Source organism: Rhizobium sp. R86522 (genome assembly GCF_042466255.1).
Classification (GTDB): domain Bacteria; phylum Pseudomonadota; class Alphaproteobacteria; order Rhizobiales; family Rhizobiaceae; genus Allorhizobium.
The window spans coordinates 151,486-173,988 of record NZ_JAXHBX010000001.1 but is presented as its reverse complement, the minus strand read 5'-3'; the positions used below and the strand labels follow the sequence as shown (position 1 = coordinate 173,988).

Sequence of the window (22,503 nt, the reverse complement as noted above, 5' to 3'; positions counted from 1 at the left end):
CGACGACGGGGAGGAGAAACCATGTCGGCTTCGATTGAAATTGACAACGTCACCAAGCGCTATGGCGCGCTGACCGTACTCGAGGACATTTCACTGTCCATCGAAGCCGGCGAATTCGTCGTCTTCCTTGGCCCTTCGGGCTGCGGCAAGTCCACTCTGCTCCGCATGATCGCGGGCCTCGAAGACGTCACGGGCGGCACCATCTCGGTGGCCGGCCAGCGCGTCGACACCCTGCCACCAGGCAAGCGTGGGGTCGCCATGGTTTTCCAGTCCTATGCGCTCTATCCGCATATGACAGTGAAGCAGAACATGTCTTTCGGGCTCGAAAACATCGGCATGGCAAAGGGCGAGATCGAGAGCCGCGTGCTCGCTGCCGCCGAGACGCTTGAAATCGGCCACCTGCTCGACCGCAAGCCGCAAAAGCTCTCGGGCGGCCAGCGCCAGCGCGTCGCCATTGGTCGCGCCATCGTCAAGGAGCCCAAGGCATTCCTGTTCGACGAGCCATTGTCGAACCTCGACGCTGCCTTGCGTGGCCGCACGCGTCTCGAGCTTGCGCAACTGCACCACCGCCTCGGCTCGACGATGATCTTCGTCACCCACGACCAGGTGGAAGCGATGACGCTTGCCGACCGGATCGTCATCATGAACGCCCGCAAGATCGAACAGATCGGGACGCCGATGGATGTTTATCAGCGTCCGGCGAGCAAGTTCGTCGCAAGTTTCATCGGCTCTCCGGCCATGAACTTCCTGCCCGTTGCCGCCTGGCAGAACACCGCGACAGGCCTTGCCGTCAGTACGGCAGGCCTTGGAACTGTCGACACCGGCTTCCATGTCGCGGATGGTTCCAGTCCTGAAGGTGCAGCACTCGGCATTCGCGCGGAAGATGTCGGCATCGTCACCGACGGAGCCAGCGGCGTGCCGCTGACGGCCGAAGTGGTCGAGCGCCTTGGCGATCGATCTCTCGTCTACGGCGTGCTCGACGACGGCAGCAAGCTTGTCGTGGAAGCAGACGGCCGCTCGCTGATCAAGGCCGGAGACCGGGTCATGGTCTCGGCCGATCCGCATGCCTTCCACCTCTTCGGCGCCGATGGTCGCGCCTATCGCAGGGAGGTGGAGTGACATGGCCGAGAGCTATCGCCGCAGTCAGTGGAGCCATGGGCTCTTCATCCTGCCTTATCTGCTGGTCTTCATCGCCCTACTCGTGTTTCCCCTCTTCTGGGGCATGTGGCTCAGCCTGCACAAGGTGGATCTCTTCGGTCCGGGCCGCTTTGTTGGCCTGACCAACTACTTCCGGGTCGCCGGCGACGCCGTCTTCCTGCAGGCCCTGCGCAACACCCTCGTCTTTGTCCTGGTCAGCGTGCCGACACTCGTGGCGCTGGGCCTGTTCCTGGCGCTGGCGCTCAACAGGACAACGCGCACGACTAGTTTCTTCCGAGGGCTCTTCTTTTCCTCCTCGGTGCTCTCGGTCACCATCGTCACCCTGATCTGGCGCTTCGTCTTCATTCCGGGAGACGGGTTGTTGTCCGTGCTGTTCGCGCAGGCGGGCATCGACCAGATCAACTTCATCTCGACCAAAGGCTGGTCGCTGTTCGCCGTCGGTGTCGCGACCGTCTGGTGGTGTGTCGGCTTGCCGATGATGCTCTTTCTGGCGGCACTCCAGCAGGTCCCTCAGGATCTCTATGAAGCAGCCTCCCTGGACAATGCCGGCCCCTGGCGCGTCCTGACACGCATTACCCTGCCGTCGATTGCGCGCACCATCATGCTGGTCACGATCATCCAGATCGTCTTCCAGTTCCAGCTCTTCGGACAGGCCCAACTGATGACCAACGGCGGCCCTAACGGATCCTCGCGTCCGCTGGTCATGTACATCTACGAAGTCGGCTTCGTCCGATGGGATGTCGGTCGTGCGGCAGCAGCGTCGCAATACCTCTTCCTGATCATCCTCGTGGCGGCGATGGCGCAGTACATCGTGTCCACGCGCAAGACGGAGGACGGCGCATGACCGCCCGAGACGACACCTACAAGCCGGAAGTACTGACGACCTACAGGCCGCTGCTTTGGGGCGCTGCTCTCCTCTCGATCGTGATGATGGCGCCGGTGGCCTGGCTGATCGGCCTGTCGATCAAGAGCAACCAGGATCTGATGGTAGGCACTGACTCGGTTTTCCGCGCGCCCTACACGATCGCCAACTACCTGAACATCTGGCATTCCTCCCAGGTCTTCGGCTGGTTTTTCAATAGCCTCGTCGTGGCCAGCGGTCAGACCCTGCTGGTTCTGGTGCTGTCGTCGCTCGCCGGCTACGGATTTGGGCGGCTCGAATTCCCCTTCCGCCGGACGCTGTTCATCATCGTCCTCTTCGGCCTCGCAGTACCCGAACAGGCGGTCATCATCGCCCGCCACCAGATGTTCAACTGGTTCGGCCTGCACAACACCTATCTCGGCCTGATGCTGCCGGGCCTGTCCGGCGCCTTCGGTGTCTTCCTGATGACGCAGTTCTTCCGGGCGATCCCCAAGGAGATCGACGAGGCGGCACTGCTCGACAACGCCTCGCAATGGCGGATCTTTTGGAAGGTCATGCTGCCGCAGACCCTGCCCGCACAGGCGACGCTCGGTATCTTCACCTTCCTGGGCGGCTGGAACGACTATTGGTGGCCCCTGATCTCTGCGACCAAGAAGGAAATGTACACCCTGACGGTGGGGCTTGCTTCGTCGCAATCCAACTTTGCCCAGAGCGAGGGCCTGGGCTTTCTCGCGGCCCAGGCGGTCTTCGCCAGCGTCCCGGCGCTGATCGTCTACGTGATCTTCCAGAAACACATCGTGACGGCCGTTTCCGGCGGCGCGGTGAAGTGAAGCCTACCCGGCCGGAGAGGAGCCGGCCGGCTTTATTCCAACAGGGCCAGGAGCCCGACACAAGGGAGTGAGACACGATGAAAACGATTCTGATGACCACCGTTGCGATCGCTGCGCTGGGCTACGGCGCCTCGGCGCAGGCGCAAACCACAATCGAGCTGCAACGCTTCTTCGGCGCCTGCGAGGCGGATTATGGCAGCGTGACCGACGTATCGGCCGCCGTCGGCGAATGCGGCATCATCACCGCACTCGTCAACAAGTTCGAAGCCGATAATCCGGATATCGACGTAAACGTCACCACGGTCGAATGGCCGGGTTACGACCAGCTGAACGCCCAGCTGGCTTCCGGTGCAGCACCCGACGTCGTCTCCATGCATTACTCCGCGATCTCAGACTATCAGAGCCGTGGCCTGATCGAGCCGATCGACGAAGTCCTGGCCGCTCAGGGCGTGTCGCCGGAGAACTTTACCGATGCGGGCCGCAATGGCGTCACCAAGGAAGGCCAGCTCTATGGGCTGCCCTTCGACAACTGGACAATGCTCTTCCACGTCAACCTGAACCTCATGAAGGAGGCAGGTCTCGTCAACGCGGACGGCACGCCGATGCTCCCGACATCAGGTGAAGAACTGATCGCCCAGGGCAAGCAGTTCCAGGAAAAGACCGGAAAACCCTATCTGATCCAGATCATGGCCAACGAGACGGCCTCCTACGCGCGCATTCTCTACACCCTGCTGCAGCAGCAGAACTCCGACTTCTTCTCGGATCCAACGGCAATCAAGCTGAACACGCCGGAAGCCAAGGCTGCCGTCGAGCTGATGAAGGCCACCAAGGATGAGGGCATCTCGACGACCGGCCTCGACTATGCTGCCGCCGTCTCGGGCTTTGCCAACGGCGAAGGCGGGATTGCCATCAACGGCACCTGGCTGATCGGGGATTATGTCGCCCAGTCCGAGAAGGAAGGCACGGCGCTCTCGAACAGCTATACCGTCTATCCCGTACCGCAACTCTTTGCCGCGCAGGACAGCACCTATGCCGATGGCCACAGCTGGGTCATGCCGAAAAAGGACCGCACACCGGAACAGGTGGATGCCATCGGCAAGCTCTTCAAGTTCCTCTCTGACAACGACTTCCAGTGGGCCCGCACCGGTCACCTGCCTGCTTCCAAGGCCGTTTTCGACATGGCCGAGTTCAAGGACCTTCCGCATCGCGAGAACATCGCGAAGATTGCCGACACTGGCCGCTCCCTGCCGGCTGAGGTCCAGCGTCAGTTCCCGATCCAGGACATCATTGGCGAGGAAATCGGCGCTGCCGTCAATGGCGACAAGTCGGTCGATGAAGCGCTCGCTTCGGCAGAAAGCCGCGTGAACGAACTGCTCGGCGACCTCTGATCCCTGCCCAACTCCCCAAGGCCTCCCTGGCCTGCCTCGCACACTTCGGTGTGCGGGGCTTTTTTCACGCCGAAAACAGCCCACGTCCAGGTGACGGAGTGCGCGATCACATATCCGACTTGTAGCGTTGCATGAAACCTCGGTCGATCCGGTCCTTCCAGCGGGCAACCCAGCGCCCAACAACGGCCAATCCCCATTTGTCGGCAATCGCCTGGCCGTTCGGCAGCGATATCAGCACCAACCAGGATCGCTGCGGGCGATAGGCTTCGAGCGGCTCCCCCTTCAGACTGCGATGGATGTTGTCCGCAAGGACTGGGCCCTGACGGACTGCAAAGACACCCGCCTTGGGACGTGGATCAGCCAGAGATGCCACGTCACCGGCGGCGAAGATATCCGGGTGCGACAGGGAGCGAAGGCTTTCGTCGACGCGGATGAAACCTCCTGCATCGAGCAGAAGCCCGGTCTCCCGCAGGAACCCTTGTGAACCGCTCGAGGTCGTCCAGATGACTTCGTCGGCGACAAGCCTCCGACCATCTCGCGCGACGACTTCGCCGTTTTGAAAACCGACCACGTCAAAAGTCGGATGGTGGGCGATCCCTGCCACCTGCAATTCTCTCTCCACCAATTGCCGTGCTCGAACGCTACGCTCCGGCACTGGTCCCGTAGACCTACCGATCAGCGCAATCTCGACATCCCGGCCGGCAAATCTCTGCTTCAGGGCGAAAGCGACCTCGACCCCCGCCACCCCCTGCCCCACGACTGCGAGCCTCACGCGCTCGCCCGCGGCGATGAGAGCGTCGAGCCGTCCGAGGCGATCGGTGAAACTTGAAATCGGCTTGACGGAAATGCCGGCTGATATCCCCAGCGGCAACGACGGCGTGGAACCGATATCGACGGAAAGGTAGCGGTAGCCGACGGTGCCGCCCTCTGCGAGGCGCACTATCCGTTCTTCGGGATCGATGTGCCTGGCAGATGTTTCGAGAAAGGTCACACCGAAGCGCAAGCACAATGCGGCCAGATCGATATGAAAGTCGTCAAAACTGTAGACGCCGGCGATATAGCCCGGGAGCATGCCGGAATAAGGCGCAAATCGGCCGGGGGAGACGAGCATCATCCTCGCCCCGAGACCCAACTGGCCAAGCCTCCGGATCACCTCGACATGCGCATGGCCACCACCGAGCAGCAGGATCTCTGCGTTGATGCCGGCGTCTTCATCCATGATCGTTCCCCTGATCACCAAGCCGATGCACCGGTCCGCCCGCCGCCTCCGCATCGGCCTCGTCATGCGTGACAAGAATGACCGGCAGACCGGCGCTGCGAGCGCGGTCAAAGACGAGTGAGCGCATCTGGTTGCGAAGCGCCATGTCGAGTTTGGAGAAGGGTTCATCGAGCAACAGCAGGCGGGGCTGCGAGACCAGGACACGGGCGAGCGCCACGCGCGCCTTTTGGCCACCTGAAAGCGTCGCCGGATCGCGATCCTCGAAGCCCGGTAACTCCATCTCCCGAAGGATCTCGGCTGCCATCCGCCATCTGAGCTTCCGGTCCGAAACCTCGCCGGGAATGGCGAAGGCAACATTGGCGCCGACGGACACATGCGGAAAGAGCAACGGATCCTGGAAGAGGATACCAGCCCGTCGCTGCTCCGGCGCAAGCGCCAGAAGATCAACATCACCAACGGAGACGCCACCCTCCGCATGAAAGGCAGGCTCAAGAAAACCGCCGATGAAGGAAAGCAGTGTCGATTTCCCTGAGCCCGAAGGACCCATGACTGTGAAAATCGAGCCAGGGGGCACTTCTGTATCGAGCGCGATCAGCCTGAAATCTCCGAGGCAGATCACGATGCTGGAGAGGCGAAGGCCCGTGGCGACCTGACTTTGCGGCATCATCACACCCTCATCTCACGACGGTTGCGATGGAGAACAGCAGGCAAGAGCGCGGCAAGCGCGAAGGCGAGGAAGGGGAGAATGGTCTGCAACAGGGCATAGACTCCGATGACGCGGCGGTTGTTGCCGGAGGCGAGTGCGACAGCTTCCGTGGTGATGGTAGTCAGCCGCCCCTCCCCGATCAGAACCGTCGGCAGATATTGCCCAACCGAGACCGCGAAGCCGACGGCAAGAGCGGTCAGGATGGGGCGGATCAGCATCGGCAGGCGGATCGACAGGAGCACCGAGAGACGTGAGCGGCCGAGCGCGGTGGCGATGATTTCATAGCGGCGATCGAGCGCCCGCCACGGATCGGCAAGGGACAGGAATACGTAAGGCAGCACGAACACAAGATGCACCAGGATGAGAGCGGTGAGGCGTTGATCACTGCCGCTACCGACAAAGAGCAGCTGAAGGCCGAAAACGAAGGCGATCTGCGGCACGATGAGCGGCAGATAGAGGAGCAGCAGGCTCCTGTCGCCGCCCCGTCGTCCCGTCTGGATCTCGCGCTCAAGGCAGCCGACCGTCAGCACCACCGCGATCAGCGTCGAGGCAAGCCCCGCGATCAGCGTCGTCACGAGAGGATCGCCGATGCGCGGAAGGGTCGTCATCCAGCTGCGCAGGGTGAAATCGCGCGGCAGGAGATCTGGAAACTGCCAGAGGCCAGCGAGCGACCAAAGACCGAGGAGGAAAAGACCCGCGAACACGCTTGCGCCTATGATGGTGACTGCGATCATCGCGAGCCTGCGGACCGTCAGGTCATGCACGAAACGATAGCCGCGATCGCCGAACGATCTCAGCAGTATGGTGCTCAATCTTTCCAGACCGAACCATGCAAGCAGTGCGGTGAGGGTGACGCCGAGCTGTAATACGGCACCGGCCGACGCGAGAAACCGCACGGAAAGGTCAGGGTCGTTCATCCACTGCACGAGACGCGTGGCAAGTGTGCCGGGCAGATTGGGGCCGAGGATCACGGCAACGTCGACGACCGAGGACGAGTAGGCAATGACGGCATAAACAGCGAAACGGATTTGCCGATAGAGCGCCGGCCAGAGCAGATAGACGAAACCCGCAATCCGCCCATAGCCGAAAGAGGCTGCGAGCCTGCGGGCAGCAGTAAGGTCGACCTGCGGCAGAGCCGCCAAGGTCACCAGGAACAGGAAGGGCGTTTCCTTGATCACGAGGCCGGCGATCATGGCCAGCCCCCAGGGATCATGCGGAATGAGAACGTCGGGCGGCCGCTCTATTCCGAAGAGCGGCGCCACGAGCCGAATGAGAAAGCCGGAGGGCGCGATGAGGAAGGCGAGCCCGAAGGCCGCGGCAGCATGCGGCACGGCGAGGAGCGGTGATATGATGTGCTGGATGCGCGCAAGAACGGGTGTCCCGGCGAAGCCCGCGACAAACAACAGGGTTATACCGAGCGAGAGGATGGTGGCGACAAGCCCAGTAACCAGACTGAGAACGGCAGCCGGAACAAGCCCCGGCGTAGCAACGAGAGCTCGGAAAGGATCAAGACTGAGGCCCACACCGCCAAGCGCAGGCAGGTAGCCAAAGGCTGGCAGGAGCGTTCCGAGAAGGCCGAAGGCGATTGGCAGCAGCAACAGGCCGAGCGTCAGCAAGACCGCGCTTCTAGGAAGAAGCGCGGTCAAACGATCGACAAAACTGCGAGCCTTCAGACTTCCCTGCACGGCTCAGTTGCCGCTGGCGTAGCGTCGACGCCACTCGACTTCGATCCGCTCCATCCAGCTGGCATGCGGCTCGGCGATAACGGGTCCGAGTTTGTCCGGCGAAAGCGTCGCAACGCCGAGATCGAGTGCTGCGAAAGCAGAACGATCGGCATCCGGCAGCTTCGCCATCGAAAGGACGGTCGGGTCACCCCAATAGGTCGGATCCTGCTTGCGCAGCTGCGCCTCCGGCGAAATCAGGAAATTCGCCGTCAGCAACGCACCTTCCTTGGCATTCGCATTGTAGGGAATGGCAACGAAATGGGTATTGCCGAGTGTGCCGCCGGAGAAGGTGAAGGATCGCACCGTGTCGGGAAGCTCCCCTGCCTTGATGCCGGCAGAGGCTTCCGACGGATTGAAGGCGAAGATGATGTCGAGTTCGCCATCGGCGAGCTTCTGCTTCATGTCCGGATAGTTTTGCGGAAAGGCCTTGCCCGACCGCCATGCGGCGTCATGAAGCTGGTCGAGATAGGCAAAGAGCGGCTCGACGTCCCGTTCGAAACTTGCCTCGTTCACCGGTTCGGCAAGCTTGCCCGGATCGTCGATCACTTCACTCAGCACCTGCTTGAGGAAGGACGAACCGATGAAATCAGGCGGAGCCGGATAGGAGAAGCGCCCGGGGTTCTTCTTTGCCCAGTCGAGCAATTGGCTTGCGCTGTCAGGCAGGGTTGAGGCGTCGGTCCGGGCGCTATCATAGAAGAAAACCATCTTCGCGCCGCCCCAGGGGCTTTCCAACCCTTCCGTCGGCTCAGTGAAGTCGGTGAGGATCGTCGGCTGGTTGTCGACATCGACATAAACCCAGTTCGGCAAGGAAGTCGCCCAGCCCGGTGTCAGAAGCAGCTCCTGCTGCTTCATCGAAACGAAGTTCTCGCCGTTGATCCAGATGAGATCGACGGAGCCACCCGCGTCCTTGCCGGCGGCTTTCTCGGCAATCACCTTGGCGACCGCAATCGCGGTGTCATCGAGCTTCACCTGGATGACGGTCACTCCGTAGCGCGACTGCATCTCGGCGCCGACCCATTCGAGATAGGCGTTGATGTTCTCCGACCCACCCCAAGCGTTGAAATAGACCGTCTGGCCGGAAGCGCTCTTCTCGATGGCAGCCCAATCGGAAAGATCCGGGCCGGACGCAAGTGCTGGCAAACTGCTGGCGGCCGCGATGAACCCTGCGGCGAAAATCCCTGTCATTAATCGCATGATCTGCCCTTCTCCCTGAAATTGACCGTATGGCATTCGAGCACATTGGCTCTTTTTTCTGGAACTACGCTCGTGATGTCCGACGGATTTCATGATGGTCGTCCAGACTGGATCCGTCGTCTGGCCAGCGCGGCCTCGATCTCGGCACTCGGCAGCGGATCCTCCGTAGCCCCAGCCAATACGGCAAGATCGCGGGTTATCCGCATTTGCTCGACGAATGCCCGGCATCCCCGACACATCGCCAGATGAAGACGGATGTTCAATCGTGGCCACAAGCCCAGTTCGCCATCGATCAGAAGGCTCGCCCGTTCGGCGACTTCGCTGCATCGAAACATGGCTTAAGCTTCCCCCAACCCTGTGATCTCACTGTTCATCGCGAAGCACCCCGCTTGCGGATCTGCCGCACCACGGTCGGGATCAGCGCGACAAGCGCCAGCGCGAAAAAGGCGAGCGTGATTTCCGGGGTGACAAGATCCGAGATCTTCGCTTCCTGGCCGCTCTCCTGTGCGGCCAGGAGGACGCTGTCGACACCCTGCCCGAGATAGGCATAGGCAAAGGTGCCGGGCAGGATGCCGAAGAACGTCGCCGCGAAAAAACGGCCAAGGCTGATGTCGAAAAGAGCTGCGGCAATGTTCACCACGAAGAACGGAAAGACTGGCGCCAGACGGATGACGAAGAGGTAGCCGAAAGCGTTTTCGCGGAAGCCGTCGGCAAGCTTCTTCACGACACCGTCGACGCGATGGCGAAGGAAACTGCCGAAGGCCGATCGCGTCGCAAGGAAGAGGATCGAGGCCCCGACCGTGGCACCGACCGCGACGAGTGCGCCACCGATCATCCAGCCGAATAGAAAGCCGCCGAAGATGGTCAACACCGAAGCGGCCGGGAAGGAGAAGGCGACGGCGGCAATGTAGATCCCAAGGAAAAGCATTGCCGACCAGAGGAAATTGGCATCGACATAGGCCCTCAGGGCCTGCCTCTGTTCAGCGAGAAACGCCAGACTGAGATAGTCCTGCAGGCCAAAGGCATAGCCGAGAGCAAGGCCAGCAAGGACGACGACCACAGGCGTAAACCGCCAGATTTTGCTTCTGCGGGCCGTGGTTGGTGAGGCGGGCTCGTTCGCATCCGACGATAGATGGCCGGGGCGAGACGCGTTGCGTTCAGTCATGGACATCTCCAGAAAAGCAGTCGACGCGCTGTAAGACCGCATCGCCAGCGACGACAGACACGGCATGGTCACTATGACTTGATGGGGGCGAATGCGGCTGGACTTTAAAGATGATTGTTTCGCTAATGGCCGCCGGATTGATGTGAGGGGCGGCGTGACGCAGGTCGAAGGGGATGATCAGGCTCTGGTTTTGCGCCTGGTGGATGGCGATGCTGCGGCTTTCGACATTCTTTATCGGCGCCACAATGCCGCGCTTATCCGTTTCTGCACCGGCATCGTCCAGCACCGGCACCTTGCCGAGGAGGTCGTTCAGGACACATGGATCGCCGTGCTCGGTCGCATCGACCTTTTCGAGGGCCGCAGCTCGCTTGCCAGCTGGATCTACACCATCCTCATCAACAAGGCGCGCAGCCGCGCCAGACGCGAAGGACGCACCGTCTTCTTCGACGATCACGCCAGTGGCGACAGCCTGGCAGACGCATTTGACGGTCGCGGCCACTGGCGCCAGATCCCGGAACTCTGGGAGAACCTGACCCCGGAACGTCACATCGAGGGTCGAAGCGTGCTGCAGCACGTCGAAGAGGTGATCGACAGTCTGCCGCCGACGCAACGGGCCGTGCTCATCCTTCGCGGCCAGCAGGAACTCGACCCCAGCGAGGTATGCGCATTGCTCAACATCGGCGAAGGCAATATGCGCGTTCTCTTGCATCGCGCCCGGCTGGCGGTCCGCAACGCACTCGACCGCTTGAACGCGGTCAGCTGAAACGGCGTGTCGAGCCTTCATCGCGGCCTCTCAGAGAAAGCGACCCATCCCTGACGCCAGCGAATAACAGTGGTCAGCGCACAAAGCGCGGCAAAACCGTAGGCGATCAGCGCAAAGCTCTCGGGGAAAAGGCACATGGCGACAAAGACGGCGATCGTCTCGAAACCCTCCGCCAGACCGCCCGCATAATAGATGCCCTTGGTCGGAAACTCTGGCGCGTTGCGGCCAAGCTTTGCTGCAACCGCCGAAAAGGCGAGAAAAGAAGAGCCCGTGCCGACGAAGGAGACGATGAGTATCGCCGCCGGCAGAGCGTTGTCCTCTGGCGAGGCAATCGCAAAGCCGAGCGGGATCAAGGCGTAGAAGACCATGTCCAACGCGATGTCGAGATAGGCACCGCGATCCGTCGGCCCCTGAATACGCGCAACCGCACCATCGAGGCCGTCAAAGCCTCGATTGAATAGGATCAGCAGAAGCGCGGCCAGCCAGTACCCGAAGCCGAGGGCCACAAAGGCTCCGAACCCGGCGATAAAACCGACGACGCTGATCTGGTCGGCCCGGACGCCGCGCCTGGCAAGAAACTCGGCGATTGGCTGGAGCGCCGCCTTTTGCAGGGGCAGGATCTTCGCATCGATCATCCACGCCTCCAGGTCTGAAAGCGCTCAAGCAGCGACAGCAGAAAACCATTGATATGCGCGCGCCGCCACTGCCCGGCCACCATCTTGTTCGCTTCGGCCAGCGTCGGGTAGATGTGGATCGTGCCGAGGATTTTTCCGAGCCCATGGCCGTGCTTCATGGCGAAGACGAATTCCGCGAGCAGATCGCCTGCATGTTCGCCGACGATGGTGACGCCGAGGATCTTGTCCTTGCCGGGTACAGTCAGCACCTTGACGAAGCCATTTGCCGAGCTGTCGGCAATTGCCCGATCGAGATCATCGATCCCGAAGCGCGTCATCTCGTAGGGGATGTTCTTCTCCTTTGCATCCGTTTCAGAGAGGCCGACGCGCGCCACTTCCGGGTCCGTAAAGGTCGCCCAGGGGATAACCGAGTAGTCGGCCTTGAAGCGCTTGAGATCACCAAACAGCGCATTGATCGCGGCAAACCAGGCCTGATGCCCGGCAACATGCGTGAATTGATAAGGCCCTGCCACGTCACCGGCGGCCAGGATGTTCGGGTGGAGCGTCTGAAGATATTCGTTGGTCTCGACAACCCGATCGACCTTGATACCGAGTTCCTCGAGCCCGAAGCCCTTCAGACGCGGCGCGCGTCCGACGGCGACGATGATCTCGTCAAAGCCGATACGGTCCCGGCCGCCGGGATGCTCCACCTCGATCCATTTGTCGTCGCCATCCGTGCCGCAGGAGACCGCTTTGTGGCCAGTCAGCACCTGCACACCATCGGCCTTCAGCGACGCCTCGACAAAGCCGGCCGCGTCTGGATCCTCGCGCATCATCACACGCGGGGCCATCTCGATCTGAGCGACCTGCGAGCCCAGCCGGGCGAAACTCTGTGCGAGCTCGCACCCGATCGGCCCGCCGCCGAGAACGACGAGACGACGCGGCACCTCCGGCCGGTCGCGCAGCCGCTCCCATAAAGTGTCGGAGGTCAGATAACCGACTTCAGCCAGGCCCGGGATCGGAGGCACGAAGGGTTGCGCGCCGGTTGCGATCACGATCGCCCGCGTCGTCAGCCGCTGTGTACCGCCGCTGCTCAGCGCAATCTCCACCGTCCACGGATCGATCAGCTTCGCATAGCCCTGGAGAACCTCGACGCCGAGACCCGTATAGCGCTCGACGCTGTCATGCGGTTCGATCTCCGCGATCACCTTGTGGATCCGCTCCATAACAGCCGAGAAGGGAACCTTGGGTTCGACCGCTTCAAGACCGTAATGATCGGCATGGCGCATCTGATGCGCCACCTTGGCACTCTTGATCAGAGCCTTGGACGGAACACAGCCGAAGTTCAGGCAATCGCCACCCATCTTGTTGGCTTCAACGAGCGTCACCTTCGCCTTGGCGGCGGCTGCGATATAGGCGGAGACGAGCCCGGCCGAGCCCGCACCGATCACGACGAGGTTGCGATCGAAGCGCTTGGGCTTTGTCCAGCCAGTTGCTAAAGCGCCTGGCATTTGGTCTGTGCTTGTCATTGACGGTTCCGCTGACGCGTTGGGGGTTACACGGATTAGACGGCGCAGACTGCGTTTCGTTACGCTCTTTAGAACATTTTTTTCGCAGGCACCGAGGATAGGCTCGGGAATGGATCAGCGATCCCGTTCCGGAAGGAAGGGCCCCTCACCCCAGACGATCGATCTCTCGTGGCGCTCGATCACCTTCTTCAGGTCGGTGAATTCCCGGACGATATGTTCCTGAAACTTGCGACAGGCCGGGTTCGGATAGGTCTTGCGCTTGGTGATGATGCCAAGCGTCCGCTCCGGCTGCGGGATATCGACGGGCACGATGGAGATCTTGTTCTCACCCTTGAAGGAAAAGACCACCGAATGCGGCAGGATCGCCAGCGCATCGGTCGAGGCGATGTAGTTGACGACCGACAACAGGGAGCCGCCGGAATAGCGGACCTGCAACTCGCTGATCCCCAGAGTGATCAGGATATTATGCAAATCAAGCACCAGAGGCGAACCAGGAAGCGGCGCGACCCAGGGATAGGTCATGATGTCTTCGATGCTCAGCCGCCGCTTCCTCAGCAGCGGATGCCCGACGGCGCAGGTCAGTACGTTGCGCCCGGGCAGGATCGGCTGAAACTCGAAGTCGCTCTTCAGGTCCGTGCTGCCGATCGGGGTGATGGCAACGTCGATCTGGCTGGAATCGAGCTCGGTCAGCAGATCTGGCAGGTTGCCGTAGGACTGCTCGACCATGATGTCGCGCTCGCGCAACTGGAAACTCGCGATCATCTGCGAGATGAAGGCATCCATGAAGAAAGGCACACCGCCCACCTTGATCCGCCCGGTCGTGCCTGACTGGAAACTGCGGACGATCTCCACCGCCTTGCGCGATGCGGCCAGGATCGAGCGACCCTGGATGGCCAGCTGCTGGCCGAGCGGTGTCAGTTGCAGTGGACGCTTGCATGGCGTGAAGAGTGGTTCACCCACCCGGCGCTCCAGCATGGACAGTGTCCGCGAAACCGCAGGCTGTGTCATGCCGAGCATGGCAGCACCCTCCGTGACACCACCGGTTTCGGCGACGGCTGCAAGCTGGACGAGATGACGCTCATCGATCTTCATAGCAATCTGCTATATCGAGCATAAGCAATTTTATCAACAGACGGCCTTGCGCCCTCTATAGTCTGACAACTGGAGCAGATCCGCTCCGACGCGAGGAGAACGGGTGCGGCACGGTTAGCCGCTGGAGGGCCCGTGTGTCGGGGATCGGCGCGATCCGTATATTTGCAGTTTCTGGAGGAGAAGAAACATGTCGTTCATCTCGGGTTATCATCACCTCACGCTGAGCACCGACGGCGCTCAGGAGGACTATGACTTTTATACAAAGACACTTGGCCTGCATTCGATCAAGCGCACCGTGCTTTTCGATGGCACGATCCCGGTCTACCACCTTTACTACGGTGCCAAGAGCGGCGACCCCTCGACCATCGTCACCACCTTCCCCTTCAAGAAGCCCGGCATCTTCGGCAAACGCGGCACGAACCAGTCGAAGATCATCCAGCTGTCGATCCCCGTCGGTTCGGCCGATTTCTGGGTCGACAGGCTGAACGAGCGCGGCATTCCTGCCGCCAAGACCAGCCGCTTCGGCATCACCCGCGTGGCGCTCGCCCATCCCTGCGGCATCGACCATGAACTGGTCGAGAGCCCGGCGGACACCCGCCCGCCGATCACCAACGAGGCCGAGGGCATTGGCGAGGTACAGGGCATCCGCGGCATTTACGGCGCAGCCATCGCCGTCTTCGACCGCACCTCGATGGACGACTTCCTGACGATTGGCATGGGCATGAAGAAGGAAGCCGACAGCGACGAGGGCCTGATGTTCTCGGTGCCGAACAATGGTGGTCCGACGAGCATGGTCGAGGTGCTTCACCAGCCGACCGGGCCGCAGGGCACCTGGACGCTATCGGGCGGCACCATCCATCACCTTGCGCTCAACACGGTCAACGAGGAGAACCAGCTGAAGCTCAAGGCACATATCGAAGGCCTCGGCTTCACCGACGTCTCCGACCAGAAGGATCGCAACTACTTCAAATCCTGCTACGTCCGCTCGCCGGGCGGGGCACTCTTCGAGATCGCCTGGTCGGTCGAAGGCGGCTGGGCGAAGGACGAGCCGGCCGACGCCATCGGCTCGACGCTCGTCTTCCCGCCATGGTTCGAGGATCGCCGCGAAGAGCTGATCGCCGGTCTCGAACCCGCCAACTTCTGATCCGGAGGCGATCATGGCCATCCATGGCGAGCCGCTATCCGCAGGAGTTGGACCCGCGGAGGCCGAGGTACTCTGCGTCTTCGTTCACGGGCGAACCCAATCGCCCGAGGACATGATCGAGCAGGTCGTCGGGCGGCTCTCGGTGCGCGGCGTATCCTTCTGTCTGCCACGCGCCACAGGCAATTCCTGGTATGCCGCGCGTGCCACCGATGCCCTGACTGACCCGACGCGCAGCGAACTTCAGGCCTCGCTCGACTATGTCAACGGGCTTGTGGGGGCCCTGCGACAGGCAGGCGGTCCGGAAAAACCGCTCTTGATCGGTGGCTTCAGCCAGGGCGCCTGCCTGTCGCTCGAATATGCCATGGCCTTCGGGCCATGGAACGGCGCGATGGTCAATCTGACCGGCTGCCGTGTGGGTCAGGCGGCGGACCAGCGTCCCGCACGCGATCTCGACGGCATGCCCGTCTATCTCACCGGCTCAGATCAGGATCCCTGGATCCCGGTCTCGGCTTTCGCAGAAGCCTCGGAAGCGCTTGGGAGGGCGCGTGCGAGGCTCCGATGCGAACTCTTTCCGGGACGCATACACCAGGCGTCCGAGATGGAAGTCGCAGCATTGGACGCGATCCTGCAGGATCTTGCGGAGGGAAGCCGGCCATTTCGCCGCGTCGCGGCATAGTTTCACAAACACAACTGGGAGGAGGACAGCATGATTACGCGCAGAAAACTGCTGAAGGCGGGGGCTGCTACCGGTCTCGCCTATGGTTTCGGGGGCCTCGCCGCACCGGCGATCGCCCAGGGGGCCAAGATCAAGCTCGGCTATGTGAGCCCGCAGACCGGGCCGCTGGCAAGCTTCGGCGAGAACGACGCCTATAACATCGCCTCCTTCCTCGCGACCGAGGCAGGCAAGAACTTCGAGATCATCGTCAAGGACAGCCAGTCGAATCCGAACCGGGCAGCCGACGTCGCCAAGGAACTCATCCTCTCGGACGAAATCAACCTGATGCTCGTCGCCTCGACCCCGGAAAACACCAATCCGGTCGCCACCACCTGCGAGGCAGAAGGCATCCCCTGCATCTCCACCAAGGCGCCCTGGCAGCCCTGGTTTATCGGCCAGCAGGGCAATCCGGGCGATCCGCAGAGCTGGAAACCGTTCGACTTCGCTTACCATTACTTCTGGGGCCTGGAAGACGTCATCGCCGTCTTCACCAATATGTGGAGCCAGCTTGACACCAACAAAAAGGTCGGCGGCCTCTTCCCCAATGATGCAGACGGCAATGCCTGGGGTGATCCGAATGTCGGCCTGAAGCCGGGCCTCGCGCAGGCCGGCTTCGACCTGCTAGATCCAGGCCGTTATCAGAACCTGAGCGACGACTTCACCGCCCAGGTCAACGCCTTCAAGGACGGTCAGTGCGACATCATCACCGGCGTCGTCATTCCGCCTGACTTCACCACTTTCTGGAACCAGGCCAAGCAGCAGGGCTTCAATCCGAAAGCAGTGACCGTCGCCAAGGCGATCCTCTTCCCGCAATCGGTCGAGACGCTTGGACCCGCAGGACACAACCTCTCCTCGGAAGTCTGGTGGTCGGCGCAGCATCCGTTCAAGTCATCGCTGACGGGCCAGAGTGCGGGCGAACTCGCCGCCGACTTCACCGCCAAGACCGGCCGTCCCTGGACGCAGCCGATCGGCTTCATCCACTCTCTGTTCGAGATGGCAACCAATGTCATGGGACGCGTAGACGACGTGACGGATGCCGAAGCCGTGGCAGCGGCCATCGCCTCCTCAAAGGTCGACACGATCGTTGGCCGCGTCGAGTGGAACGGCCAGGGTGTGCCGCCCTTTGCGGCGAAGAACGTCACCAAGACGCCGCTTGTCGGCGGTCAATGGCGTCGCAAGGACGATGGCACGTTCGATCTCGTCATCGTCGACAACAAGACGGCACCGAACATTCCGACCGCCGGCAAGATGGAAGCGCTTGCATGAAACAAATGGGCCCGCCCTCGCGGGCCCGTTAACTGCCCCAGACCACGGCTTCCTCGTGCCGTTTGATCAGGTGCTTCAGGTTGTCGAAACCTGAGCGGATGAAGGCTGAAAACTGTTCGACCGCCGGAGACCGCGGCGCATCGACACGCCTGAGGATGGCAAGCGCGCGCTCCGGATGTGGAATGTTGATCGGCAGGGCCGTGATGGTCTTTTCCTTGCGCTGCGCAAAGACCACGCTATGCGGCATGACCGTCAGCGCATCCGCCGCTTTCAGATAATTGACCACACTCGCAAGCGAACCGCCCGAATAACGGATGCGGATCTCAGTCGCGCCGAACGAGAGCAGCAGGGCTCGCAGGTCTGCCAGCAGCGGACTGCCAGGCGGCGGGGCCACCCAGGAATAGTCGAGAAGATGGGCCGGCTGCAGGCGACGTTTCAGGAGCAGCGGATGGGTCACGCGGCAGGCAATGACATTGCGGCCGGGCAAAATCTGCTGGAAGGCGAGCCCCGAACCCTCGTCGAGAATGTCAATCGGGCAGATCGCCAGATCGATCTGGTCGGCCTTCAGAGCAGCACGCAAATCCGGAAAATAGCCATAGGACTGGTCGATCCGCACATCCGGATGCGTCACCTGGAACTCGGCGCACATCCCGGCGATCAGCGAATCCATGAAGAAGGGGCTGCCGCCGACCCGGACGACGCCACTTTTGCCAACCCGGAAGCTCTCCATCAGGTCGGAAGCCTTGCGCGAGGCAGCCAGCATGGCAAGCCCATGTTCGGCGAGCGCAATCCCGAGCGGCGTTGGCTGCATTGGGCGCCTACCCTTGATGAAGAGCGGTTCGCCAATTCTCTTTTCCAGCATCGACAAAGTGCGTGACACAGCCGGCTGCGCCAGCCCCAGCAGGGCCGCACCTTCGGTTACACCGCCGGTTTTGACCACGGCAGCCAGCTGGATCAGGTGTCGCTCATCGAACTTCATAACCGATTGTTATATTGGCTCCCAAACAAATCATCAATCCTGCATGCGAGCCCTGCTAGTTTCCTCTCGACCAGCAATGCGGATTTGGGAGGAGATGCATGTCGCGGGCCGCAGACCTCATCACCTTCAATGAATCGACCTCTGCCGAGGCTTTCACGAGCCGCTTCGGCACGACCGATGACGCAACCGCGCGCCTGCTCTCTGCCGTGGTCTGCCATGTGCACGATCTCGTCAAGGAATTCCGCCCGACACCGGAGCAATGGCGCAAAGTGCTCGACTTCCTGACCGAAGTGGGCCACGCCTCGGACGAACGCCGCCAGGAATGGGTGCTGTTTTCGGATCTCGTCGGCGCTTCGGCGCTTGTGGAAGAGATCAACTCCCGCCGCCCGTCCGGCGCCACTCCCAACACGATCCGCGGTCCCTTCTTCCGTCCCGACACCCCGGAGCGGGCACTCGGCAGTTCCATCTCGCTCGACGGCGAAGGCGAGCCGCTGCTGGTCGAGGGCCGCGTCGAAGATCTGGACGGGCTGCCGATCACCACGGCTGAAATCATAACATGGCAGGCGAATGCCGAAGGCTTCTACGAGAACCAGCAGCCGGATCTGCAGCCCGAATTCAACCTACGGGGTCTGTTCCGCCCAAATCAGAACGGCAGGTTCCACTATCGCACGGTGAGGCCGGCAGGTTACGGCGTCCCCGGTGACGGTCCTGTGGGGCGGCTGTTCGCCCAGGCGGGCTATCCGCTGCACCGTCCAGCGCATCTGCATTTCGTCGTGCGGGCACCCGGCTTCGAGACGATCACCACACATATCTACGATTCTGAGGATCCGAGACTCGGTGAAGATGCGCTGTTCGGCGTCCGACCCGAACTGGTGCATCCGTTCGAGCAGACGGAGATCGACGGAAAACCCACCTCGCGCATCAGCGTCAAGTTCGTCATGGTCCGCGCACGGCCCGGGAGGGGAAAATGAAGAGCTTCACCTATGCTGGCAGCCCGGCGCGTATACTTTTCGGCTCCGGCCGCGGCGCAGAGGTTAGCGGCGCCGTGGAAGCCCTCGGCTGCCGCCGTGCGCTGGTCCTCGCAACGCCGCACCAGAAGGCGGATGCAGAAGCCCTCTCCGATCGGCTCGGAGCCCTCTCAGTTGGTGTCTTCTCGGGTGCCGTCATGCACACACCCGTCGATGTGACGGAGAAAGCGCTGAAGATCGCTCACGAAACAGAAGCCGACTGCGTGGTCTCGCTCGGTGGAGGCTCCACAACCGGGCTCGGCAAGGCAATCGCCTATCGCACCGATCTGCCGCAGGTCGTCATCCCCACGACCTATGCCGGCTCCGAAGTCACCCCGATCCTTGGCCAGACCGAGGGTGGTCGCAAGACGACGGTCCGGAACGCAAGCATCCTGCCGGAAGTGGTGATCTACGATCCGGACCTGACCCTAGGTCTTCCGGTCGGCATGAGCGTCACCAGCGGTCTCAACGCTATGGCCCATGCCGTGGAGGGCCTCTATGCTAGGGATCGCAACCCGGTCTCGACGCTGATGGCGCTCGACGGTCTACGGGCATTTAGGGATAGCCTTCCGGTTCTGGTGAAGAGCCCTGAAGCCACCGAGGCGCGGGCGGAAGCGCTCTATGGCGCCTGGCTTTGCGGCACGGTGCTGGGCACTGTCGGCATGGCGCTGCACCACAAGATCTGCCACACGCTGGGCGGCTCTTTCGATACGCCCCATGCCGGAACCCATGCGGTCATGCTGCCACACACGGCCGCCATCAATGCCGAGGCCGCCGAACAAGAGCTCAAGGCAGCAGCCGAACTCTTCGGCGGCTCCATCGGCGGCGGTCTCTGGGACTTTGCCAAGTCGATTGGCGCGCCCCTATCGCTGAAGGATTTCGGTCTCACTGAAGCCGATCTGGATCGAGCGGCCAATATCGCCACCGAAAACCCCTACTGGAACCCGCGTCCGATCGACCGCTCGTCGATCCGCACACTTCTTCAAAAGGCCTGGGAGGGCGTCAGGCCCGACTGACAGAGACGACATCTCGCGCGCTGCGCACTCTTTGGGAGGAGAGACGATGATGGGAGGAAACATGTATACGAGACGCAAATTCCTGCAGACGACGGCAGCCGGCGGCGCCGTGCTGGCGACCTCGGGTCTTGCCGCCCCGGCGATTGCGCAGTCAGCAGCGGTGAAGCTCGGCTATGTCAGCCCGCAGACGGGCCCGCTCGCGGGCTTCGGTGAGGCCGACAAGTTCGTCATCGACAGCTTCCTCGCTACGACGAAGAAGATGGGCCTGAACTACGAAGTCATCGTCAAGGACAGCCAGTCCAATCCGAACCGTGCAGCCGAAGTCGCCAAGGAACTGATCGTCGACGACGAGATCAACCTGATGCTCGTCTCCTCGACGCCGGAAACCACCAATCCGGTGTCCACCACCTGCGAAGCCGAGCAGATCCCCTGCCTGTCGACGGTCGCGCCCTGGCAGCCCTGGTTCATCGGCCAGCAGGGCAATCCCGGCGACCCCACAAGCTGGAAGCCGTTCAACTACGCCTACCACTTCTTCTGGGGCCTGGAGGACATCATTGCCGTCTTCACCGGCATGTGGGGCCAGATCGAGACCAACAAGAAGGTGGCTGGCCTCTTCCCGAACGACGGCGACGGCAATGCCTGGGGCGACAAGGTCGTTGGCTTCCCGCCGGTGCTGGAGACGCTCGGCTATGGCCTGACCGACACCGGTCGCTATCAGAATCTGACGGACGATTTCTCCGCCCAGATCAACGCCTTCAAGCAGGCCGAGACGGAGATCCTGACCGGCGTGATGATCCCGCCTGACCTCACCACCTTCTGGAATCAGGCCAAGCAGCAGGGCCTTAAACCCAAGATCGCCTCGATCGGCAAGGCGCTGCTTTTCCCGCAGACCGTGGAAGCCCTGGGCGATGCCGGCCACAACCTTTCAACCGAGGTCTGGTGGACGCCGTCTCATCCCTTCAAGTCCTCGCTGACAGGCGAGACGGCTGCCGATGTAGCTGCCGCCTTCACGGCATCGACGGGCCGCCCCTGGACACAGCCGATCGGCTTTGCCCATGCGCTCTTCGAACTGGCGGTCGATGTCATGAAGCGGGCGGAAGACGTGACGGATGGCGATGCGGTAGCCAAGGCTATCGGCGAAACCAAGCTGGACACGCTGGTCGGCCCGATCGCCTGGAACAACGCCAACCTGCCGCCATTCGCCCAGAAGAATGTCGCCAAGACCCCGCTCGTCGGTGGGCAGTGGCGGCTGAAAACCGGCGGCGGTTACGACCTCGTTGTCGTCGAGAACGGCCAGGCACCGAACATCCCCGTTGGCGGCAAAATGGAAGCGCTGAGCTGAACCCTGTGAAGCATGAGGCTGCGGTGTCCCGTGCTTGTCGGGGCGCCGCAAGCCTGACGGAGGAGTGTCCATGCCGATCCTGGAATTGAATGGTGTGTCGAAATCCTTCGGGGCCCTGGTGGTCGCCGAGGATATCGGCTTTTCCGTCGAACCCGGCGAAGCGCTGGGCATCATCGGACCGAACGGCGCCGGCAAGTCGACGCTGTTCAACCTGATCACCGGTAACCTCTCCGTCGCCAAGGGCACTGTTCATTTCGATGGTCGCGACGTGACCAATGTCCCACCGATGCAGCGCTGTTTCGCCGGCATGGGCCGCACCTTCCAGATCCCTCAGCCCTTCGAGCGACTGACGGTCTTCGAAAACCTGATCGTCGCTGGCGCCTTCGGCAGTGAAAGCGGCGAAGCCGAGGTCGCGGAATTCTGCGCCGAGATCCTCGTCGAGACCGGCCTGATCGCAAAGGCGAACCGCCCAGCGGGCAGCCTGACGCTGCTCGAGCGCAAGCGGCTGGAACTCGCCCGGGCCCTTGCCACCAGGCCCAAGCTTCTGCTGCTCGACGAAATCGCCGGCGGGCTGACCGAAGGCGAGTGCCGGCAGCTCGTCGCCACCATCAAGCGCGTTCACCAGCGCGGCATGGCGATCATCTGGATCGAGCACGTTCTGCATGCCTTAAACGCGGTGGCGGAAAAAATCCTCGTCCTCAACTTCGGGCGGATGATCGGCCATGGCGATCCGCAGACCATCATGAATTCGCGCGAGGTGCGCGAAATCTATCTGGGCATGGAGGTCTGA

At 61.9% G+C, this 22,503-nt stretch carries 22 protein-coding genes; 12 read left to right on the top strand and 10 right to left on the bottom strand.

Going from position 1 to position 22,503, the window contains the following annotated elements; translation table 11 throughout:
- Nucleotides 1-21 precede the first annotated feature (21 nt).
- The 4 genes from SJY08_RS00795 (at nucleotide 22) to SJY08_RS00780 (ending at nucleotide 4,238) form a co-directional block, all read left to right on the top strand.
- Nucleotides 22-1,119 (top strand): ABC transporter ATP-binding protein, encoded by a 1,098-nt coding sequence (locus SJY08_RS00795; RefSeq protein WP_377274214.1) that lies wholly within the window; start codon nucleotides 22-24, stop codon nucleotides 1,117-1,119.
- 1 nt (nucleotide 1,120) lies between these two features.
- On the top strand, nucleotides 1,121-2,002 hold the full coding sequence (locus SJY08_RS00790) for a carbohydrate ABC transporter permease (RefSeq protein WP_377274212.1): 882 nt from the start codon (nucleotides 1,121-1,123) through the stop codon (nucleotides 2,000-2,002).
- Complete coding sequence (locus tag SJY08_RS00785) at nucleotides 1,999-2,850, top strand: carbohydrate ABC transporter permease (RefSeq protein ID WP_377274210.1); 852 nt, start codon at nucleotides 1,999-2,001, stop codon at nucleotides 2,848-2,850. Before SJY08_RS00790 ends, SJY08_RS00785 begins: the two co-directional genes overlap by 4 nt.
- Nucleotides 2,851-2,927: 77 nt before the next feature.
- Nucleotides 2,928-4,238 carry an extracellular solute-binding protein gene (locus SJY08_RS00780; protein ID WP_300887729.1) on the top strand — a complete coding sequence of 437 codons (1,311 nt, stop codon included), beginning with the start codon at nucleotides 2,928-2,930 and terminating at the stop codon, nucleotides 4,236-4,238.
- 106 nt (nucleotides 4,239-4,344) lie between these two features.
- On the opposite strand, the gene SJY08_RS00775 is transcribed toward SJY08_RS00780, so the two are convergent.
- The 6 genes from SJY08_RS00775 to SJY08_RS00750 all read right to left on the bottom strand — a co-directional run bounded on the left by SJY08_RS00775 (nucleotide 4,345) and on the right by SJY08_RS00750 (nucleotide 10,246).
- Nucleotides 4,345-5,457, bottom strand: a complete 1,113-nt coding sequence (locus tag SJY08_RS00775) for an FAD-dependent oxidoreductase (RefSeq protein WP_300887728.1) — start codon at nucleotides 5,455-5,457, stop codon at nucleotides 4,345-4,347.
- Entirely contained in the window at nucleotides 5,450-6,124 is a 675-nt protein-coding gene (locus SJY08_RS00770) for an ATP-binding cassette domain-containing protein (RefSeq protein ID WP_377274207.1), read from the bottom strand. Before SJY08_RS00770 ends, SJY08_RS00775 begins: the two co-directional genes overlap by 8 nt.
- Nucleotides 6,124-7,779 (bottom strand): ABC transporter permease, encoded by a 1,656-nt coding sequence (locus tag SJY08_RS00765; RefSeq protein WP_377274205.1) that lies wholly within the window; start codon nucleotides 7,777-7,779, stop codon nucleotides 6,124-6,126. The genes SJY08_RS00770 and SJY08_RS00765 overlap by 1 nt, the downstream gene beginning before the upstream one ends.
- Nucleotides 7,780-7,851: 72 nt before the next feature.
- Complete coding sequence (locus tag SJY08_RS00760; protein ID WP_377278428.1) at nucleotides 7,852-9,084, bottom strand: ABC transporter substrate-binding protein; 1,233 nt, start codon at nucleotides 9,082-9,084, stop codon at nucleotides 7,852-7,854.
- An 86-nt stretch (nucleotides 9,085-9,170) separates the two neighbouring features.
- A complete protein-coding gene (locus tag SJY08_RS00755; protein ID WP_377274203.1) occupies nucleotides 9,171-9,416 on the bottom strand; it encodes a zf-HC2 domain-containing protein in 246 nt (81 codons plus the stop codon).
- Between the two features lie 35 nt (nucleotides 9,417-9,451).
- Nucleotides 9,452-10,246, bottom strand: coding sequence for a TVP38/TMEM64 family protein (locus SJY08_RS00750; protein WP_377274201.1), 795 nt, complete (start codon nucleotides 10,244-10,246; stop codon nucleotides 9,452-9,454).
- Between the two features lie 154 nt (nucleotides 10,247-10,400).
- Between SJY08_RS00750 and SJY08_RS00745 the strand changes: the two genes are divergently transcribed.
- Complete coding sequence (locus SJY08_RS00745; RefSeq protein WP_377274199.1) at nucleotides 10,401-11,009, top strand: RNA polymerase sigma factor; 609 nt, start codon at nucleotides 10,401-10,403, stop codon at nucleotides 11,007-11,009.
- A 17-nt stretch (nucleotides 11,010-11,026) separates the two neighbouring features.
- Here the strand turns inward: SJY08_RS00745 and SJY08_RS00740 are convergent, their stop codons facing one another.
- The 3 genes from SJY08_RS00740 to SJY08_RS00730 all read right to left on the bottom strand — a co-directional run bounded on the left by SJY08_RS00740 (nucleotide 11,027) and on the right by SJY08_RS00730 (nucleotide 14,244).
- A complete protein-coding gene (locus tag SJY08_RS00740; RefSeq protein WP_377274197.1) occupies nucleotides 11,027-11,644 on the bottom strand; it encodes a CDP-alcohol phosphatidyltransferase family protein in 618 nt (205 codons plus the stop codon).
- Nucleotides 11,641-13,152: a dihydrolipoyl dehydrogenase family protein gene (locus SJY08_RS00735; RefSeq protein ID WP_377274195.1), complete on the bottom strand. Its 1,512-nt coding sequence runs from the start codon at nucleotides 13,150-13,152 to the stop codon at nucleotides 11,641-11,643. The genes SJY08_RS00740 and SJY08_RS00735 overlap by 4 nt, the downstream gene beginning before the upstream one ends.
- A 114-nt stretch (nucleotides 13,153-13,266) precedes the next feature.
- A complete protein-coding gene (locus SJY08_RS00730) occupies nucleotides 13,267-14,244 on the bottom strand; it encodes a LysR family transcriptional regulator (protein WP_377274193.1) in 978 nt (325 codons plus the stop codon).
- Nucleotides 14,245-14,431: 187 nt separating this feature from the next.
- Between SJY08_RS00730 and SJY08_RS00725 the strand changes: the two genes are divergently transcribed.
- The 3 genes from SJY08_RS00725 to SJY08_RS00715 are packed head-to-tail and all read left to right on the top strand — an operon-like array spanning nucleotide 14,432 to nucleotide 17,369.
- A complete protein-coding gene (locus tag SJY08_RS00725; protein WP_054147757.1) occupies nucleotides 14,432-15,388 on the top strand; it encodes a VOC family protein in 957 nt (318 codons plus the stop codon).
- A 13-nt stretch (nucleotides 15,389-15,401) separates the two neighbouring features.
- Nucleotides 15,402-16,064, top strand: a complete 663-nt coding sequence (locus SJY08_RS00720; RefSeq protein ID WP_377274191.1) for an alpha/beta hydrolase — start codon at nucleotides 15,402-15,404, stop codon at nucleotides 16,062-16,064.
- Between the two features lie 30 nt (nucleotides 16,065-16,094).
- Nucleotides 16,095-17,369 carry an ABC transporter substrate-binding protein gene (locus SJY08_RS00715; RefSeq protein ID WP_377274189.1) on the top strand — a complete coding sequence of 425 codons (1,275 nt, stop codon included), beginning with the start codon at nucleotides 16,095-16,097 and terminating at the stop codon, nucleotides 17,367-17,369.
- A gap of 28 nt (nucleotides 17,370-17,397) precedes the next feature.
- Here the strand turns inward: SJY08_RS00715 and SJY08_RS00710 are convergent, their stop codons facing one another.
- A complete protein-coding gene (locus SJY08_RS00710; protein ID WP_054147754.1) occupies nucleotides 17,398-18,348 on the bottom strand; it encodes a LysR family transcriptional regulator in 951 nt (316 codons plus the stop codon).
- Between the two features lie 98 nt (nucleotides 18,349-18,446).
- Here SJY08_RS00710 and SJY08_RS00705 point away from each other — a divergent pair, with 98 nt between their 5' ends.
- From SJY08_RS00705 to SJY08_RS00690, 4 genes are all read left to right on the top strand, one after another.
- Nucleotides 18,447-19,319, top strand: coding sequence for a dioxygenase (locus SJY08_RS00705; RefSeq protein ID WP_377274187.1), 873 nt, complete (start codon nucleotides 18,447-18,449; stop codon nucleotides 19,317-19,319).
- The gene (locus tag SJY08_RS00700) at nucleotides 19,316-20,371 is read left to right on the top strand and encodes a maleylacetate reductase (protein WP_377274185.1); all 1,056 of its coding nucleotides are present in this window, start codon (nucleotides 19,316-19,318) and stop codon (nucleotides 20,369-20,371) included. The genes SJY08_RS00705 and SJY08_RS00700 overlap by 4 nt, the downstream gene beginning before the upstream one ends.
- Before the next feature lie 61 nt (nucleotides 20,372-20,432).
- Nucleotides 20,433-21,713, top strand: coding sequence for an ABC transporter substrate-binding protein (locus SJY08_RS00695; RefSeq protein WP_300887713.1), 1,281 nt, complete (start codon nucleotides 20,433-20,435; stop codon nucleotides 21,711-21,713).
- Nucleotides 21,714-21,783: 70 nt separating this feature from the next.
- The gene (locus SJY08_RS00690; RefSeq protein WP_153762937.1) at nucleotides 21,784-22,503 is read left to right on the top strand and encodes an ABC transporter ATP-binding protein; all 720 of its coding nucleotides are present in this window, start codon (nucleotides 21,784-21,786) and stop codon (nucleotides 22,501-22,503) included.

Bases quoted from the DNA above. Each gene is read 5' to 3' on its own strand.
- SJY08_RS00795 (WP_377274214.1), top strand. From the start codon at position 22: ATGTCGGCTTCGATTGAAATTGACAACGTCACCAAGCGCTATGGCGCG.
- SJY08_RS00790 (WP_377274212.1), top strand. From the start codon at position 1,121: ATGGCCGAGAGCTATCGCCGCAGTCAGTGGAGCCATGGGCTCTTCATC.
- SJY08_RS00785 (WP_377274210.1), top strand. From the start codon at position 1,999: ATGACCGCCCGAGACGACACCTACAAGCCGGAAGTACTGACGACCTAC.
- SJY08_RS00780 (WP_300887729.1), top strand. From the start codon at position 2,928: ATGAAAACGATTCTGATGACCACCGTTGCGATCGCTGCGCTGGGCTAC.
- SJY08_RS00775 (WP_300887728.1), bottom strand. From the start codon at position 5,457: ATGGATGAAGACGCCGGCATCAACGCAGAGATCCTGCTGCTCGGTGGT.
- SJY08_RS00770 (WP_377274207.1), bottom strand. From the start codon at position 6,124: ATGATGCCGCAAAGTCAGGTCGCCACGGGCCTTCGCCTCTCCAGCATC.
- SJY08_RS00755 (WP_377274203.1), bottom strand. From the start codon at position 9,416: ATGTTTCGATGCAGCGAAGTCGCCGAACGGGCGAGCCTTCTGATCGAT.
- SJY08_RS00750 (WP_377274201.1), bottom strand. From the start codon at position 10,246: ATGACTGAACGCAACGCGTCTCGCCCCGGCCATCTATCGTCGGATGCG.
- SJY08_RS00740 (WP_377274197.1), bottom strand. From the start codon at position 11,644: ATGATCGATGCGAAGATCCTGCCCCTGCAAAAGGCGGCGCTCCAGCCA.
- SJY08_RS00735 (WP_377274195.1), bottom strand. From the start codon at position 13,152: ATGACAAGCACAGACCAAATGCCAGGCGCTTTAGCAACTGGCTGGACA.
- SJY08_RS00730 (WP_377274193.1), bottom strand. From the start codon at position 14,244: ATGAAGATCGATGAGCGTCATCTCGTCCAGCTTGCAGCCGTCGCCGAA.
- SJY08_RS00725 (WP_054147757.1), top strand. From the start codon at position 14,432: ATGTCGTTCATCTCGGGTTATCATCACCTCACGCTGAGCACCGACGGC.
- SJY08_RS00720 (WP_377274191.1), top strand. From the start codon at position 15,402: ATGGCCATCCATGGCGAGCCGCTATCCGCAGGAGTTGGACCCGCGGAG.
- SJY08_RS00715 (WP_377274189.1), top strand. From the start codon at position 16,095: ATGATTACGCGCAGAAAACTGCTGAAGGCGGGGGCTGCTACCGGTCTC.
- SJY08_RS00710 (WP_054147754.1), bottom strand. From the start codon at position 18,348: ATGAAGTTCGATGAGCGACACCTGATCCAGCTGGCTGCCGTGGTCAAA.
- SJY08_RS00705 (WP_377274187.1), top strand. From the start codon at position 18,447: ATGTCGCGGGCCGCAGACCTCATCACCTTCAATGAATCGACCTCTGCC.
- SJY08_RS00700 (WP_377274185.1), top strand. From the start codon at position 19,316: ATGAAGAGCTTCACCTATGCTGGCAGCCCGGCGCGTATACTTTTCGGC.
- SJY08_RS00695 (WP_300887713.1), top strand. From the start codon at position 20,433: ATGTATACGAGACGCAAATTCCTGCAGACGACGGCAGCCGGCGGCGCC.
- SJY08_RS00690 (WP_153762937.1), top strand. From the start codon at position 21,784: ATGCCGATCCTGGAATTGAATGGTGTGTCGAAATCCTTCGGGGCCCTG.